The sequence below is a fragment of the Nitrospira sp. genome (assembly GCA_024760525.1).
Taxonomy (GTDB): Bacteria; Nitrospirota; Nitrospiria; order Nitrospirales; family Nitrospiraceae; genus Nitrospira_D.
On the sequence record CP060499.1, the window covers coordinates 1,289,124 to 1,306,357 of the forward strand.

Below are 17,234 nucleotides of genomic sequence, written 5' to 3' on the forward strand. Positions count from 1 at the left end.
GGCACAGGACGAACCGCGATAGTATCGACGCCCTCTCCTTCTTGTCAAGATACTGGGATAGCGTCAAAATGTGATAACAACGGGGGCTGCTCGTAGGCACCGGACCCGTTGGCGCGCTTTTCATTCCGGTACGTGGCTGTGGGGTCCAAGTACGGGCGGGCAATTCTGGAGACTCAAGTGGGCGAGACATTATCTGAACAGGCGGCACAGGCATTGGAGTGGCCTCGGTTACTGGAGCTCCTCGCGCAGCATGCACGCTCGGTAATCGGAATGGCTCGATGCCGGTCTCTTCCCCTGTCGGGTAACCTCGCGGAGGCATGCCTCCGTCAACAAGAGACGACGGAAATGGTGCGCTTGCTGGAAGGGAGTGATCCGGTGCCGACGCTGTCATTTCCCGATATTCGCGAGCAACTGACTCGATCATGCAAGGGTGGAGAGCTTGAGCCGGTTGAATTGCGAGATTGCGTGATCGTCCTGACACTGATGACTGAAGTGGAGCAATACGCAAAGTCCCATACAGTCGAGACGCGGACTCTGGCGAGGGTTCTGGAACCGCTTCATGTCACGAAGAGTCTGCAGGGCCTCCTGAGGTCTATTGAGAGAGTCATCCAAACAGACGGGTCGATTAAAGATTCGGCGTCGCCGGAACTCCAGCGTCTGACAAGTCAGGCACAGGAGCTCAAGCATGACATGCGTCAGCATCTCGAGCGGATCTTGCATTCCAAAAGATATGAAGATGTGCTCCAAGAGTCGTATTTTGCACAACGAGAAGGCCGCTATGTCGTGCCGGTAAAGGCGGACATGCGGGGGAGAGTTCCCGGGATCGTCCACGACGTGTCGGCCAGCGGCGCAACCGTTTTTGTGGAGCCTCGCGAATTAGTCGAACTGAACAATTCTATTAAAGTGGCGGATTTGGAGATCGAGCGGGAGGTGCATCGCATCTTGCGAGAGCTCAGCGGGTTGGTGGCTTCCAACGCGAACGATATCGGTCAGGGAATCGAGGCGTTGGCCGAATGCGATGTCATCAAAGCGAAAGCCGAGGTGAGTCGTCGGCTGAAATGTAATCCTGTCGCGTTGAATGAGCAGGGACGTGTGGTCCTCAAGCAGGCACGGCATCCGCTGCTGCTCATCGCGAAAGATCACGTTGTGGCCAATGACATTCACATGGAAGAAGCGATCCGGGTTCTGGTGATCTCCGGACCGAATACGGGAGGGAAGACCGTCACACTCAAGATCCTTGGTCTGTTCGCGCTCATGGTGCGGGCAGGGCTGCATCTCCCCTGCGCTCCGGAATCCGAGATGGCGCTCTTCACGGATCTCTACGCCGACATCGGGGATGCACAGGACTTGAGCCGCGATCTGTCCAGTTTTTCGGCCCACATGACCCATATGATCCGATTGCTTTCCGAGAGCGCCGCCAAACCGACACCAAACGAATGCTCCACGCCGTGCTCGCTGGTGCTTCTTGATGAGCCGGTGACCTCGACCGATCCGCAAGAAGGCGCGGCCTTGGCAGAGGCGCTTCTGTGCCGCTTGGTCGAAATGAACATGAAGGTGGTGGCAACGACGCATTATGGTGCGCTCAAAGAGCTGGCGCAGACGACTCCTGGTTTCGCCAATGCCAGCGTGGAATTCGACGTGGAGCGTTTCGCGCCGACCTACCGATTGTTCGCCGGGATCCCGGGTGGTTCTTCAGCCTTGGAGATCGCCGGTCGACTCGGCATGGATGAACGTATCGTGAACGACGCGCGAACGCGGCTCCACCGCGATAACCAACGGCTCGACGAACTCATGGCCGATTTGCAACGGAAACAGCGCCAACTGGCTGAAGATAGCGTCCGGATCCAGAGAGCCAGGGAAGAAGCCGAGCAAGCGGCTCGGGAAGCACAAGCGCTCCGAGCACAATTGGAAGCGGCCGAGCAGGAAGCCCGACGAGGGCTCAAGAAGAAACTCGGCGAACAGTTTCAACGCGCACGAGCGGAGGTCCAGGCCACCGTCGACTCCCTGAAGCGTGAGCAGAAGCTCATCAAGGCGAAGGAAACAAAGGAGCGCTTGCACGAATTGGAAACGCGAACGAGAGAAGAACTTGCTCCAACCGGCAAGCCGATTCCACTTGAACAGCTTGGGATCGGCGATACGGTGGAAATCGTCGGGTTGGCCATGACCGGAAGTTTGCTGGAAACGCCTCAAGGGAAAAAACGTGTTCGTGTCAAAGTCGGTGAGGGCGAAATCCTGGCGACTGTCTCAAGCCTGGTGGGTGTCGCGCAGGAATCCAGTGCGACGGCACCATCGACATCAACGTCTCCAATGTCCCGGCGAGTTTCGACGAGCAATGGATTGGGGCTGGATGAACAAACAGTGGTGGACGTACGAGGGCAGGCGGCAGATGACGCACTCGATCAGGTCGTCGCGGCATTAGACCGGGCGGCTCTGAACGGCGCGCCGTACCTCCGTATCATCCATGGGCATGGGACTGGTCGCCTCAAATCTGTCCTGCGCGAGTATCTGGAAGAGTCGCCCTATGTGGCGGAGTTTCGCCCTGGTGATCAAGCCGAGGGAGGGGATGGAGCGACCGTGGCGAGGTTACGGTGACTACTTTCGTGCGCTCTTTCATTGAACCGGAGGGCTTTCGCAAAATATTTCAGTGTTCGCCTGTATCGTTTCTGATCCATCCCAGTATCTAACTCGATACCGCGTCTGATTCAGCCATCAATCTGTTCCATGCCTCTCGCGGTCTATTGAATAGTGTAACTGCTTGCTCTTACAGGATATTTCGTGAGTATTACGGCTTCCAGTAGCTTTGTTTGGTATCGAGTTTGCTCGGTCGTTGTATGTCTCTGTTCCTTGATAAGTTCTTGCACACGAATCACGTTTAGCCAGGAGGGTCAGCATGCGTAAAACGAAATTCTTTGAAATGCAGAGCCGGAAGGTGTCCGAGAGGAAGCGTCTGAGGGAATTGGAGCATGAGAATGGCTTGCTCAAGGTCTTATATGCGGATCTGTTGCAGAAATTCTCGGCGATGGGTGAAGGCAAAGCGGATCTTCGGTTAGAGCGGTGACGCGGCGGGCTGATGGATGCGCATGCCAAACCTCCTCTCTCTACAGGAGAAGTTGACCGCCTGCTCTACACCAAGACCGATCATCTGCGGAATCCGGGTTCATTGATCCTCGACCATGCTTCTCGGAAGACAGGCCTCCATGGTGCCTCAGGGCAGGGCGAAATGTTCTGAGGGTTTCAGCGGCTCAAGGCTGTCGTCGAATTCCGAGCGAGCGTTCGAATCGCTTCGATGCCGGGCAGAAAGAAATAGGCACCGCCGCGTACCTGCACAAACCGTTGCATGTTGCTATAGCGGCAGCGGATCGGTTGGCCTTGGACGGTGAACTGTCCGGTTCGCCCATCCTGCACACCGATCAAGGGATCCGGATCTTCGTACAAATTCCCGAACTTCGGATTGTTGGCCCAGAGACTCTGCACGAATTCAAACTGGCGGTCGATGGCGGCGTTCAGACAGAGAAAATGAAGTCCGCGCTCCGCTCCATTGTCGACGGCGCCCATCATACTCTTGGGATCCATATTCTCGACCAGCGGCGGTCCATAGGCCCTGGAGCGCCGGATGATGCGATGCTGATTGGCCAGTTCCAAAGCCTGGGCAGGATCATCACCCAGCGAGTCGCGAGGATTGGTTCGGCGGATGTGCGCCCCGATGGGACAACGCGTGCCATAGGGATCGGGATGATCTCGGTCGCTTGCGTATAGAAATTGATTGTGTGTCCGCGCCTCAGGGTTGGAATGATTCGGGGACACGACCAGAGGGGTGCCATCCGGCCAGCGCCCGACCATTTTCGCCGCCAGCTTGATCGCTGCGTCGGCTTCACTGTCTGAGCACGCCGCGACATAGTCCCAGAATTGTTTGACGTCCTGCCGCAACTGCCGGAACACGAGAAACGTGCCGTTCCTCCCGAAACCCAGACCATGGACATCAGTAGGCCCCTCCGGCATTTCGCCGTACGAGTTGGCATACCCGAGCAGCACTTCGCCGGGCGCGATGGTGTTCCCCTCCGCCGGATTCACATTCGGATCGCTCGGAGGCATACCCGCCACGTGCGGCTGGCCAATTCCGTCCCTGAAACCGAAATGTTCTTTCGGCCCGACCAATCGTCCGTCGGCCTCACGCTCAGGACCTGCAAGAAACACTGTGTCGAACCGTTTGAGTTCACGAAGTCCCTGATCCGTTCCACGAGGTAACAACGTCTCGATCCGATCGCGCAGCATGTCTGCATCGTGCGCGTACACCATCAGCATCACGTGCAGCCTCGGATCCGGCCGCGGATGGTCGTCGGCCCGCGTCGAATCGCGTTCGGCCCCCCATTCCCAGTTGACGGCGCGGCTTTCCCCACGGTCACCCAACAATCGTTCCCGCTGCAGGGTGGCCATCCCTTCTCGGAATTCACGGGGAAATTGATTCAGCACCTCCGCAGCCACGCCTAACGCGCTTAACCCATGGCTGGTGAAGGCGACATGCACCGCGCTCGTGCGCCTGGGATGATCGAGAGCAAGCCGGCTGACCCGTTCGATCTGTTCGACCAAGCCAGCGAGCCATGCGTGGGCACGCTCAGGATCCGTCACCTGGCACAGGACGAAGATCGCCGAGGGCAGCTCCACATAGTCATGCTGGACCAATCCTTGAATGTCGTGATACTCCAATCGACGTTCACCGTATGGAATCATGCTCGACCTCTCATCACATGCGCACCGTTACAGACGTCGCAGCCAAGCCGCTTGCACGTCGCCGGTCAACGGCTGGAACAACCCCTGCGCGATTTCGGTATTGCCGTTCACATTGGTAACACTGAACCGAGGATAGGCGCTGTACCAGACCTGAGTCGGAACTTGATGGTCTCTGGTCCACCGCTTGAACTCCTGCTCGCGTCGCGCGCCACCTTCAAACACATGCACTGCGGGCAGCCACGAGAACCACGGCAAGAATCGGAGAACGAACATCGTGAGACGCACCAACCCGCTCACAGTGTGGATCCGGGTGCGCGGGAACAAGGTCGTATTGCACCAGATACCAGTGAGTCCATCCGATGCCTGATCAATGAAATCGCCCAAATAGCTTTCCCAACTGAAGTCGTAATTGCTGAAGAACAGCAGCCTCCGGTTGTCGTCGATCAAGACCCAGCGAGCAAAATGTATCGTGGCGATCCCTGTCAAGATGCCGCGCACGAACAGTGTATGGGTCAAAAAGTTGCCGGTCGCCAACACCGTGCGCAAGAGCGCAAGCCTGACTATGCCCGGCTTCACGTTCACCACATGGGTCAGTTGGTTCTGCACCAGGGGTCCACGGTCTTCGAGTTCCGTCACCATCCGGAGACGGACGTCGCTCCGGTCGGCCACATAGGGGTCGATCGACCCATCCACCTGCTGCGGAGGCCCTTCCCGTTGCAAGATCCGTTGTTCACGTCCATGCTCGATCCGATTGAGCAGGTTCAGCAGCGCGGCGAAGAGCGCGAATGCCAGGAGAGGCATGGATACCGTGAAGAGCACGCGCGCCGGAATCTGATCGAAGAGGTGCGTCCCAATTCCGTACAGAATCCCCAGCGGCGTGAGTCCTGCGAAGGCCACAAGGACAAGCGTTCTCGTCGCGATTCCAGGCGGCGATCCGCTTGACGGCGCCGATTTCCACCCGCTTCGGCCTGTCGCCTGCCGTAATCTCTCAATGATGGTGGATGGAGTTGCCGCCCTCGTGGCATGAACCCGATCGAGCTCCAGTTCCAACACCAGCCGTTGTTCCTCTTCGCTCTGATTGTCGACCGTCAGGATCTGCTGAGTCGATCGCCCGGGATGTCCTCGATAAAACGCCGCCTCCTGTCGCCGATGCGCCGACAAGTAGGCCTGCAGCGACTCATTCCCAGGCGATGGATCGCAAAAGGAGTAGATCGCGCGCAGGGCCGGTTCGGCAACCATAACCAGTTCATTCACGTGCTCTTCGAATGGACCGTCATAGTCGGTCGAGAAGGCCAGGTTGGCCGCGATGAGTCCGCCCGTCGCATCGCGTGCCGGCTCCAGAAGCACCCAACGGAGGAAATGCACCGTCGTCAGCCGACCAAACTCGATGAAATGTGGACCCTGTTGAATCGTGTGCGATGGAGGGAGATAGTCACGAACCCATTCCAGTTTGACGCTGCCCGCTCCTGGCGCACCCGGATTGGTGATGTTCCGGCCGACGGCATTCAACAGCGCCTGAAGCCCTTCAATCTTCTCATCAGGTACAGGCACGATCACCGTCAGCGCGTGTTGTTCAGACATGTCTTTCACCAGCTTCCACGAGAGACCACGCTCGATCAACCCGCCACCGTGAGGAGTAACCGATCCGGGAAAGGGCCATCCCAGGCGACGCGTCCGTCCCACCCGCATGCTCGGGATACCTTGCCAAGCCGAAGTACGGCAGCCACCAGCAGTGGGATCTGCACGCCGTTGATGTAGCGCCCCTGGCAGGCATGGAGACCCGAACTAGAGTGCAGGTACTCTGTTGGATTCCTGTCGGTCCGAAATTGCCCGGGTTCATGAAACACCGTTCGGTCGAACATCCCAGAGAACGTGCCAAAGATGACGGTCTTGCCCTTTGGGAGGCGTCGCTCGCGTGGGGTGTTGCGACCGACGGTGGCCCCTTCCTGGCTGTACCGGGTCACGAACGGGTTATGCGGATTAAATCGCAAGGCTTCAAATACATACCGCGACACCGTCGCCTCGTCGCCGGCTAAGGCGGCCTCACGAGCGGCGGCCCATGCGGCGGGACGTCGTAACAGTTCGTCGATGGCCCGAACCGCGGACGCGCTGGTCGTGTCGATCGCCCCGATGATTAGGCCGGAGATATTCCGGCGCACTGTGTCGTCGTCCAGCCAGTCCATGCCGGGTTCGCGCTGTCGACGCAGCATGCGGGTGAGCACGTCATCAGGAACATCCTGACGGCCCGAGCCAATCTCGTCCTTCCGCCGAGCGATCCACCCGAGAAGATAGGGCCGCAGTTGGTCGAACGATTCCTTCGCCTGACGCACGGTCCGCGGACAGTCGAAGGGATTGAGGAACAGATCGTTGAACAGCGTCCGCATCCAACGCAACATCACCGCATCGTCCGGCCCTGGCACCCCAAAATACTCACCGACCACGCGCAGTGGGACAATACGGGTCAGCCCACCAACTACATCCAGCCACCCCTGCTGGCGCACGTGTGCCATGCATTCCTCGGCCTTGGTCGAGACCATGGCACGAATGCGTTCAAGATCCGTGCGATGCATGACCTCGTTCAAAAGATCCTTTTCACGGTCATGTTGCGGGGAACGATCCATGCTCAAGACGAATGGGCCATTGTCGCGATTCGTGCGCTCCGCGTTGATCTCGGCAATCGTGAACTCGGTGTCATGCGCCAACCCGTCCACCACATCTGCGTGCCGGCTGACAATCACCAGTTTGCCCAGCTCTAGGACCGGTGCCCATCGTCTCAAGATCGCGTTGAATAGACGAAACACCCACGGCGCGATCAGCCACGCTCGAATGGTGTCACTGCGGGGGATAAGACAGGAGCGCCACGTGGAGGGAAGCCGGGACATGTGATTCATGGGGACACCAGGCGCCTCTGACATGCACAGAACAATGTGATTCCAATTCATCCGCCGTGTGCGAGTGTGCCTAATTAAAAGGTTTCATCCCCAGTCGGCTCATAGTGCGGCTCAGCGTTCATGTCGTGTCGCAACTTCGATAACTCGAAATACATGCGGCGCCGTGCCCGGCTTTGATTGCCGAGCGGGCGGTGCTCGGCGATGCAGTGCCACGGGTTGTACGATAGGCGTCGCGCGAACGCGATCTGCGCCGGTGAGTCAAACTTCTGCTTTGGGATGCGCAAGGTGGCCACCGAGACCCGGGGCGACAGTCGCTCCGGCCACATCACCGCATTGTTTTCGATCGGCATCAGATGAGGATCGGTCTGTAACTGCAAGCGAATATCCAGCTCGACATCGCCCTCATCGAGGGCGGCGACCATGGCCTTGCGCAGGTAGTCATCAGGCGGCCGCAGCGGCAGGCGTGGGATTGGGGTTTTCTTGTTTGATTTCGGCCACACCGAATACTGCATCGCCTGCCCTTCTCCCAGCAGATAGGGCACGCAACTGAAGTACGGCGCCTCGAATGGACTACTCTGCGTCTTGATCCACAGTCCCTGCATGATGAAGTCCAACAGGTGGGGACGGTGAAGATTGAAAAAGTAGAACATCTGCGCATTCTTCAGGCTCTCAAGCTGCAACTGAGCGTTCGCGCGCGTGTCCGGTGTGACAAAGGTCGGCGTGGACACGCCAAACATGTCCTGCGTGAATTTCTCCTCGTCCATTAATTTTGGACCGGGAACTCCCATCAGCTTGATGCTGATGCTCATGAACCCCACGTCGTCGATGTCCGGCGTCACGTAGGGCCCGGGCCCGGAAAAGCGGACCCATGCGCGATAGGTCTTGGGCTGCGCGTAGATACCGTGTCGGAACTGCGACGGCAGGCCGTCGTGGACGATGAACTCCGCGCGCACGATGCCGTGGGTCTTCGTATTTCCGCCGCGTTCGAATCCGCCCGGCTTCCACAGCCCGCGCATCTGCTTTTGGAAGGTATCGATAATCGATTGGAGCGAGGTTTCTTCGTCTGGTTGCACCCGTTCCTCGGCAATCTTCAGCCCTTCGTCCCGACGCTGCCGGTTGATCAGGGCGGTGGTCAGACTCGTGATCGGGTCTCGCAGCACCGCATCGAAGGCCGGACGCATCCAAGGATCGATGCGCCGCTGCAGTTGCACCAGTCGCAGGGACGTATCGCTGATCCAATTGAGGACTGCCGAACCCGTATTGGAAGGCGGCACCGGACGGCTCGTGTTTGAACCCAACACGTTCCTTGTCATGGTGACCCCTTTCAGCGCGCCTTTGCGAGGTACCGCAATGCGCGAATACCGGGCAGGAAAAAGTAGGCGCCGCCTTGCACGGTGACGAACTGTGGCAGGCCGGTCAGCCGTCGATCCGGACCATCGGCTTGCGGAATCGAGAAGCCGTCGGTGGGAGAATCTCCGGGGTCCGGCAATCGATGGCCGAGCAGTGGGTCGCTTTCGCCGGTGAGCCCGGCAAACTTGCTCCCGATCAACCACGCGCTTTGCACGAACTCGAACTGGCGCTTGATATTGGCCACAAGGCAGATGAAATAGATCCCGGTCTCTGTGCAGGGCGAGGATTGCGTCGCGGACAGCTCAGGCGTGACGCCTGCACCGAATGTTCGCCCACGGCGAAGCAGGCGATGAAAGCGTGTCGATGCGACCAAATCCTGTTCCAGCGCCGCTGCGTTGAATCCCAACATGCGCCACAGACGCGAGAGGATTCCCCCCGGGCCGCCCGGCAAATCCGCATTGCGCGGATTGGTCCGGCGAATGTGAGCGCCCAACGGGCAGCGCAGCCCTCGCGGATCAGCTCCGTAGGTGAAGTCGTTCAGTTTTGATTGCTGCGCGGGAGGGTCGCCGGCGACTGAGTCCTCGCTTGGCGCGATCAGAGGTTCGCCGTTTTTCTTCCGGCCAACCATCGCGGCGGCGAGTTGCTCTCGCACGTCCGTATTGCCTTCCGCTTGCCGGTCCAGTTCGCGCCAGAAGCCTTGCACGTCCTGGTGAAGTTGACGCAACACGAGATAGCAGCCGTTGCGTCCGAGGTCGGCTTGGTCCGGCGCGTCTTCGGCTCTCGGCAGGAGAGCATCGGGGTCACGCCGTGGAGTAAGCAGCGGACGCGGTGTGTAGAGCCCGTATTCGTTGGGATAGCCGAGCAGGAACTCGCCGAGGCAACTCACGTTGCTGTACTCGAGCTGGTCCTGGTCGCGCACCGGGCGCTTGCGCTCCCAATCGATTTGCGGTTGCGAGATGCCGTCGACGAATCCAAACGGTTCCACGCCATGTAAATCGGATGTCGACAGGCGTTCGATGCGCATGAATCCGGCCTCGCATTGCGCTTCGATCTCCTGTTCCCACGCCGCCAGTCGCCCGGAACGGGCATATAGAAACACGGCGACGTGCGGCACCCGCTCCCCGGCGCCCCATTGCCATCCGCTTGGATCATTGGCGCCGATATCTCCCAGACGGCGCGCGCGTGCGGCATCACTCGCCATGCCGGCGACAAATTCAGCTGAAAACTCCGCGAGCAGATCGGGGGCGAACTCCAATGCACGCAGTCCCTCGCTCGTCAGGGCGACGTGGAGCGCAGTCTCGGGCAGTGGATCGGCCTTGACGGCGCTCGTTAGCGGTGCCTGCGCCAGCCACGCGCGCGCAGCGGCCGGATCCTTGACGCGCAGTAGGAGAAAACACGCTTCCGTCAGGTGCTTGTACCCGAACCGCACCAGGCCCTGAACGTCGTCCAGTTCCACAGACCTCCCCTGACTCAGGATTGTGCTCATAGCAGCTGTAACCAGGCTTGAGCCTGCGTATCGGTCACGTGCGCAAGCTCCAGCCCTTCCCTGATGCGCTGGTTGCGCTTGAGGTTGACCAGGGCCAGGCCCGGGTAGGCCTGGTACCAGACCTGTGTCGGCAACTGATGGCGCCGCTGGTAGTGCTTGAACTTATTCTCAATGCGTGCCCCGCGCGCGACCAGCCATCGCGTGCGCGGCCAGCCCACGCCATGGCTGAAAGCGAGATTCAGGCCCCACGCCACCTTGTTGATGAAGTCGTCCATGTAGGCCTCGTGGCCTCCGTCATAGTTGCTGGTGAAGACGAGCCGGCGCTTGTCGTCGAGAAAGGCCCAGAACGCGAAGTGAATCGTCTGCACGCGTGCGAGAAACCCGCGCGTGAAGACATGGCGACAGGTATAGTCGATCAGCACCAGCAGCACAGTCACGAGCCAGCGGCGAAACAGCCCCGGCTTGACCGAGCCGAACGCCGTGTACTGGTTGGTCACGTCGTGGTCTTCCAGATGTTGCAATTCCAGGAGCGCCGCGCGGTCAGGGGGCGGGCATATTTCGGCGTCGCTGTTCTCTTTCGTTCGCAAGATGAAGATCAAGAGCGGCGACAGGACGATCAGAAACGGCAGCAGGATCAGGCCCGCCAGCGGAATCGCAACGAGATGGAGAAACTTGGCGATATGCCAACGCAGTGGTGTCGGCTCAGGCGGCGTCAGGCCAAGCCTTCCAGCGCTGACTTCAGCATCGACGAAGTCGATCAACTCGCGCCGGAGTTGCTGAGCTTGCGTGGCCGATGCGAGCGACGCGCGCGGCACTTTTTCGGCGAGAGCACGTTGCAGTGCGCTTTCCTCCTTGACTTGCCGTACCGTGCGACCGACCCAGTTGATGTAGTTGGCCGCGAGTCGAGATTGATGCGCTTGCATCCAGGGTAGTAGATCCTCATCCACCTTGAAGCCGTCGCAGTGCATGAAGATTCGGCGCAACCCCGTATCCGCGCGCCGAGCCAGATCGGCGATGCACTCGCCTGCTGATCCGTCGCAGCTGCCGATAAACGCAAGGTGGACGGGCAGGCTCGGGCGCGGGACACCGTGCGCTTCAACGTCGCCGAGCGTGGGATCGTCCAGCACCACCAGCCGTGCGAAATGGAGGTGTTCGAACTGTCCGAATGGCAAGACCGCGTTCATTGGGTCGGCCAGACCCGGTTTCGAATTCATCGTGTTCAGCAGGTCCCGCAGACTGCGGTCCCGGCCTGGCGTGACCTGCGCCACCAGCATGAATTGGGACTGCGGAGTCACGGTATCACCCATCTCGTGGCAGTCTTGGCTATCGGCCTATCCACGGTGTGCTCCCGATCCCGATGCCACGGTTGGTTCACGACGGGGTGCGAGGCAGGCCGGTAAGGTGTCGTAGTCCTGTCGCAGCAAATCTTCCGGGTTAAATGTTGCACCCCGTGTTCGGTGGATCGCCGCCGCTGTTTCCTTGCGAAGCATCTGCAGATCTGGATGACTCTTCCACTGGTCCAGGCTCACTCGGTGATGCCATAGATGCATGGCCGGCGGCATCGGCGCTTCCAGCTGTGCGGGACCGGCAAGATCCCACATACCTAACCGCACGAAGATCCGTTCGGCACATTGCGATAAATTCGCCTCGACTTCGGCAGGAGATCCATGGAGAAAGTTCGGGGGGAAACTATCCTCTCCATGATGGCAGGCACCACAATACTGATGGAATGTCTTGTGTCCGCCGATCGGTGAAGCCTCGTGTGCGACACGGGGTCTGGCATGAGAGGCAACTTCGTCGTCCACCGGGAGGGGCATGCCACGATCATCCAGACAGCAGCGAGCGGCGACCGGAACGCCCAATTGCTGATCGAGTGCCGCCAAGAGTGTCACACGGCGGAAGGGCTGGTTTGCGAACACATCGGTTCGGCCCATCAAGGTCTCTCGTGCCATTGCGCCTACCGCATATTTGAACCGCTCAGGTTGCCGATGTGCCACGTGTTCCAGTCGATTGAGGTCCGCTCTAGTGAAAAACTGCGCGAACGTAGCGAGGACTCGTTCGAGTGTCGGTGGGGTATCGGGGACGGTCCACACTTCCAGTGGTTCTCGCGGCAGCGTCGGTTCGTGCGGCCCGCGAAACAAGGATCGTGCTTCACCTCCCTCCAGGGCAGTGGCTTCCACCTCACTGAGCCCTGGAAACTCGCTTACCGCCACATATCGAAACGGATTGCGGTTAGGGATATCCGGATTGGGAATGGACAGCCCTCGCGGCCAGCGTGCTCGCCACGCGGCAAGGAAGGATGGTGGCTCCACGCGGATATCTCCAGTTTGCCAATCCCGGACCGATCCTTTTGACATCGCATACCGGAGCAGCCACTCGATCAGTTCGGCTCGACACCTGATCGACTGTTCCGGTCGATCGGCCTGTTCGCATCCCTCGCGCCAGAGCAGGTGGGCCAGCGAAATCTCGTTGGCTCGGTCCGTGGCGTCATCGAAGGCCTGTAGCACGCCCACCCCTTGTCGAATGGGAAAGCCGTGATATTGGCGGCGTTGATGCGCAATGAGCGCGGCGATTTTGGGATTCACGTTGGTTTCATCCCACATGGGACGGGAAAAGATGGGGCTCTGATTCTGGTGGCAGGCGGTGCAGAGTGCACGATTGGCATACCGGACAGTCGGCGTTCCACCGGCCAGATAGCCGCTGACAATCTGAAACTCGAACCGGCCCGCCGCCTCGTTATAGCTGATGATCTCCAATACAGCCGTCTTTTCGTGGTAGCCGATGAAGAGCCGATCTTTGAGATGGAGGCTCGACGCGCCTGCGGCCGAATCGGCTTCCGTATCGACGGCGAGCACAGCTCGCGGATAGGTAAAGTACTCGCCGTCGCCGGCCCGCCGCTGCAGCGAGCGGTTGACGGGAATCAGCAATCGCTTCAGGGCCGGCTGTGCGCGTTCGGAATGGAGGTGCGATTCAATCCGAGCCAACAGAGCGGAGAACGGAAATGGAATGTCATAGATCCTCTTACCGTTCACGTTCTTTGTAATAAGGAAATCAAACAGAGATCGCCCAATCGGTGGAAGGTTCGTTCCTGGTTCGGTCGGATCGACAACCCATGGTGGTATCGTGGAGCTGGGAGGCGAAAGAGCAGCAGATTGTGCAGCCTTGGCCGGCCGTTGGTCAGCAGACGTTCCTGCATCTCGGGGATCACATCCTGAAACCAATACCGTGATCATGACCATACATCCCAATCTCGTCGCCCACGGTCTGGCCATTCGTCGCATGGTTTGTCCGTTTGACATTCGCAATCACTGGGTTTCCGCTACCCGGGCATGTTGGTTGCCCGGCTTGTTGGTCATCGCCGTCATGCGTTGATTGCCGATCCAACAGTCTTCAGTGATGGCCCCAGAGCCGACAAAGCCAAGTGCCTCCTTCTCCGCGACCGCTTTGTTATAGAGGGTGAAATTCAATGCGAAGACCTTTCTGATGTAGGCACGCCCAAGATAGAACCCGGGGCGAACCATGCGAATCTCGTCGCGTATCTCCAAGCCTTCCCGTCCGGCCAGCACGTCCGGCATCTCACGGTAGCCAGGCAGGTCGTCCGTAAAGGCATAGTCGATGATGATGGATTCTCGACGCCCATCCAGCAGGCTCTGACCACAATAGAGTTTCGCGGGGAACAACAACCAGGCATCCTTGCCGTCTACGTCCAGTTTTTGGATCCTCTCGATGTCGGGACCCACAATCGGCTTCAGGATGAGCAGATCCTCGATGCGATTTCGAAGGACTCCTTCGCTGCGATAAAAGACCTTCCCTTTCCAGATAAATTCACCGATGTGCTCGAGTGTGGCGGCCTTGAGGTCGACGATGAATCCTTTGATGCCTCCTCCGACGATTTCGGCAAGGCGGGCCCGTTCGGTCGATCCCTTCGGGAAAAACATTTGCCCATCGTACACCCCATCCGGAACCGGGCCGGCTGTCAGCCGGGCATAGATCTGATCGACCTGTTCCTGAGTGGCCCCCTTGAGATTGTCCGGCGTGATCTTCATGAGATCGGCCGGTTTGAGGGGGGACTCGTGCTCCAGTCGGGCCAAGTCGATCTTGTCGGAATATCGTTCGCCGCTCTGTGCAAATGGAATCGGCGGCGGATCTGGGTTACACCCAAGGAGAACGGTTTGGCTTACCATCAGGCCGATCGACATCAACCATCGTATGCGTCGCATTGTGATCACCTCTTCCCAGGGTTCATGCCATCAGAGTGTCGCGAGGAACGCTGTCAGCGCATCCTTCTCCTGATCCGAGAGATCCTCGCCGAATCGGTGCCCATCGTTTTCGATGACCGCGAGACTGTTACTGTAGATCTCGCGCAATTCCGCTCCCGCCTCGAGTATCGATCCCGGTTTCGCGATCAGCTCCGTGCCCTTGTCTTGGATCGTTTTGGCGATCCGTTCGCCTTTTTCCGCTCCATACCGGCCGGCGTACTTGGTTTTCAGTTTGTCGAAATCTACCCGCGCCATGACGAGGTCTCCCACCAGCTCCTTATGGCGGAAGTTCCCAATGCGCGCGGCCGGCGTGCCGACCGGAAAGCGAATGGCCGTGTCAATAAAACGCTCCTGCTTGTCGTCACCCAGCTTCGGGAACAGTCGAATGGTCACATCGGAATTGAATCCGGTCACTTTTGGAATTCGTTGGGATGGGTTGAGCAGCTCTTTCATCGACGCTTTGTAGAGCGTGAATCGCCCCTCTACGCTGGGATCGAATACCCAACAGGGCGGCGGGCTGGCCAGTGGCTTCCCATCTTTACCGACATACGGCGGGTAATAGTGCTCGTCCAACGGGCCACCACAGACTTCAGGGCCCACTGCGTTATTGTGCATGAAGGGGGCATAGGCCCACAGACTCAACAGGGAGATATTTCGGTAGTAGCCCCGTCCACCGTCCGAGGGTTCCTTGAGTTGTGGGTCGCCGGGCTTCGCCCGTAAGGTCTCAGAGGCGTACTCTTCCCAGACGCGGCCTTGCATGTGATTGGAATGGAGGGATCGCGAGCGGTTTGTGCCGACTTCGCTCACGGGGATGAGCTTGTCGTTCCCGAGCCAATCGACGCGGATGCCTTTATCCTTGGGATCTGCGGAGACCGTTCGAAAGTCTCGATTCTCGAACGGTCCGTTCTGGCTGGAATGGCACGAAGCGCATTTGCTCGCGAAAATCGCGCGGCCCTGCTCGACTGCACCTTTGCCGAATTCCTTATTGAGTTGTTCGACAAGCGCGGCGTTGTTCTTCAACCCACGGGCTTGGTAGAGATCGGCCGGGGCTCCAGTTAACAAGAACTGAGCGATTTCGCCCAAGCGATCTTCAATCGCCCGGAACTGCGGACAGTCCCGGCGAACCTGTCCGATGTCGAACGGCGTCTGCCCAAACCCGCGCATCGTGGGATCGAGTTGCCGCATATCCGTGAGATGGTTGACCCACCCTTCCTCGGAGCAGCTTCCGATGTTGAAGTACACACGTTGAATTGCTTCAAGGGTACCGATACTGTCTTCTCCACCTTTCAAAATATGGTGAACGAACTCTTTCTTTCGGCCCCGCTCCCAGCACTTGCCGTCCTTGCCCGGTTCGCACCAACAGGTCCGCTCGTCGACTCCAGCCGGACATTGGTTGGTTTTGCGCCATTTGATGATGTCTTCCTCAAAGGTCGGCCGCTTGGCCAGATTGATAATTGCGTTCATCGTGCCGGCATTGTTGACCTGATCGTTGGGAATGGCCGACGTATCGACGGCGCCCGGCCTAGAATGCCCATAGATTTGGTACTCAATGGTGTTTGGCGCCATTCCTGACCCTAAGATCTGCGCAAATCGGCCGTATTGATTGCCGACCGTACCGGAGAGATTCTCCCATTTCGGATGGGCGGGATCTTTAGGAGGATGGAGTGGGTCAAAGGCGATGTGGCAGGCTCCGCAGGACATGCCGATGCGGTAGGGGGGTTCAATGGAGCCATCGACTAAATGACTTTTCGCTGGCGCTTCACGGTCCTTCCGCGGCGCCACTTTGGCCGTGTAGCCGTCCCACGAGTCCAAGTGCCCGCCGTTGATCTTCAGCCATTTCACCTTGTTGAACTTTGGATTGGGAAATTTTCGCAACCCCAGTGCTCCGGTCGACGTGCCGAATTCGAGGTCGCAGGCTGACTGACGCATATCTTTGGGACCGTGAGGATCATCTTTGGCGAGTGGAACATCCTTCAGATCGCAGGCGGGATCGCGATAGCCGGGCTTCCCGACATGCTTGAGCAATTCGTCATCGCCGGGGCAATAGTCAAACCCATAGGTCTCGTCATAACTCTTAGCCGGACACTGAGGATCGCCCGGTGTACAGCAGTCCGGATCGTTGATGAGACCCCACCGATGGAAGCGCTCCGCGCGCGCGTCGCTGCGCAAGACCCGATACCAGTCGATCATGACGCCGAGCCGTTGCTGATAGACGTAAGTAAAGAAGCGCGCATTGCCGGCTGTGGCGTTGAACCAAATGTCCGCTCCGATTCGCTCGGCCTCCGTCAGATTCTTGCCATATTGGAACGGTGAAGTGATTGGTGGGTTGCTCGCGGCATTTACCGGTCCATCGTGTAGGGCGAATGCACCGACAAACAAAGCCAGGCCGAGCATGATGGTAAGCACTGCGTGTGTCCGTCGTATGACCATGTCTTCCTCCTGTTCTTACGTGCGGCTTCCCCAAGGAGCCCGTCGCTCTTGGTGTACTACCTACGTGTGGTCAGCTCGTCGAGAGCTGCC

The 17,234-nt window shown here is 58.9% G+C and carries 11 protein-coding genes; 2 read left to right on the forward strand and 9 right to left on the reverse strand.

Going from position 1 to position 17,234, the window contains the following annotated elements; translation table 11 throughout:
- Window positions 1-177: 177 nt before the first annotated feature.
- Both H8K04_06145 and H8K04_06150 read left to right on the forward strand, forming a co-directional pair.
- On the forward strand, window positions 178-2,592 hold the full coding sequence (locus H8K04_06145; GenBank protein UVT17129.1) for an endonuclease MutS2: 2,415 nt from the start codon (window positions 178-180) through the stop codon (window positions 2,590-2,592).
- 298 nt (window positions 2,593-2,890) lie between these two features.
- A complete protein-coding gene (locus tag H8K04_06150; GenBank protein UVT17130.1) occupies window positions 2,891-3,058 on the forward strand; it encodes a hypothetical protein in 168 nt (55 codons plus the stop codon).
- 176 nt (window positions 3,059-3,234) lie between these two features.
- Here the strand turns inward: H8K04_06150 and H8K04_06155 are convergent, their stop codons facing one another.
- The 9 genes from H8K04_06155 to H8K04_06195 form a co-directional block, all read right to left on the reverse strand.
- Window positions 3,235-4,728, reverse strand: a complete 1,494-nt coding sequence (locus H8K04_06155; GenBank protein UVT17131.1) for a peroxidase — start codon at window positions 4,726-4,728, stop codon at window positions 3,235-3,237.
- A gap of 27 nt (window positions 4,729-4,755) precedes the next feature.
- Window positions 4,756-6,309, reverse strand: coding sequence for a hypothetical protein (locus tag H8K04_06160; GenBank protein UVT17132.1), 1,554 nt, complete (start codon window positions 6,307-6,309; stop codon window positions 4,756-4,758).
- 35 nt (window positions 6,310-6,344) lie between these two features.
- Window positions 6,345-7,619, reverse strand: a complete 1,275-nt coding sequence (locus tag H8K04_06165; protein ID UVT17133.1) for a cytochrome P450 — start codon at window positions 7,617-7,619, stop codon at window positions 6,345-6,347.
- Between the two features lie 74 nt (window positions 7,620-7,693).
- Window positions 7,694-8,854 (reverse strand): catalase family protein, encoded by a 1,161-nt coding sequence (locus H8K04_06170; protein ID UVT17882.1) that lies wholly within the window; start codon window positions 8,852-8,854, stop codon window positions 7,694-7,696.
- An 89-nt stretch (window positions 8,855-8,943) separates the two neighbouring features.
- Window positions 8,944-10,455 (reverse strand): peroxidase, encoded by a 1,512-nt coding sequence (locus H8K04_06175; GenBank protein UVT17134.1) that lies wholly within the window; start codon window positions 10,453-10,455, stop codon window positions 8,944-8,946.
- On the reverse strand, window positions 10,452-11,750 hold the full coding sequence (locus H8K04_06180; protein UVT17883.1) for a hypothetical protein: 1,299 nt from the start codon (window positions 11,748-11,750) through the stop codon (window positions 10,452-10,454). Before H8K04_06180 ends, H8K04_06175 begins: the two co-directional genes overlap by 4 nt.
- Window positions 11,751-11,786: 36 nt before the next feature.
- Entirely contained in the window at window positions 11,787-13,688 is a 1,902-nt protein-coding gene (locus H8K04_06185; protein UVT17135.1) for a hypothetical protein, read from the reverse strand.
- Window positions 13,689-13,760: 72 nt separating this feature from the next.
- The gene (locus H8K04_06190; GenBank protein UVT17136.1) at window positions 13,761-14,675 is read right to left on the reverse strand and encodes a hypothetical protein; all 915 of its coding nucleotides are present in this window, start codon (window positions 14,673-14,675) and stop codon (window positions 13,761-13,763) included.
- Window positions 14,676-14,705: 30 nt separating this feature from the next.
- Window positions 14,706-17,003, reverse strand: coding sequence for a cytochrome c (locus H8K04_06195; protein ID UVT17884.1), 2,298 nt, complete (start codon window positions 17,001-17,003; stop codon window positions 14,706-14,708).
- Window positions 17,004-17,234: the final 231 nt, after the last annotated feature.

What these genes read in the sequence shown, in the direction of transcription:
- H8K04_06190 (UVT17136.1), bottom strand. Translation starts at nt 14,675, where the DNA reads ATGCGACGCATACGATGGTTGATGTCGATCGGCCTGATGGTAAGCCAA.
- H8K04_06160 (UVT17132.1), bottom strand. Translation starts at nt 6,309, where the DNA reads ATGTCTGAACAACACGCGCTGACGGTGATCGTGCCTGTACCTGATGAG.
- H8K04_06155 (UVT17131.1), bottom strand. Translation starts at nt 4,728, where the DNA reads ATGATTCCATACGGTGAACGTCGATTGGAGTATCACGACATTCAAGGA.
- H8K04_06175 (UVT17134.1), bottom strand. Translation starts at nt 10,455, where the DNA reads ATGAGCACAATCCTGAGTCAGGGGAGGTCTGTGGAACTGGACGACGTT.
- H8K04_06165 (UVT17133.1), bottom strand. Translation starts at nt 7,619, where the DNA reads ATGAATCACATGTCCCGGCTTCCCTCCACGTGGCGCTCCTGTCTTATC.
- H8K04_06185 (UVT17135.1), bottom strand. Translation starts at nt 13,688, where the DNA reads ATGATCACGGTATTGGTTTCAGGATGTGATCCCCGAGATGCAGGAACG.
- H8K04_06150 (UVT17130.1), top strand. Translation starts at nt 2,891, where the DNA reads ATGCGTAAAACGAAATTCTTTGAAATGCAGAGCCGGAAGGTGTCCGAG.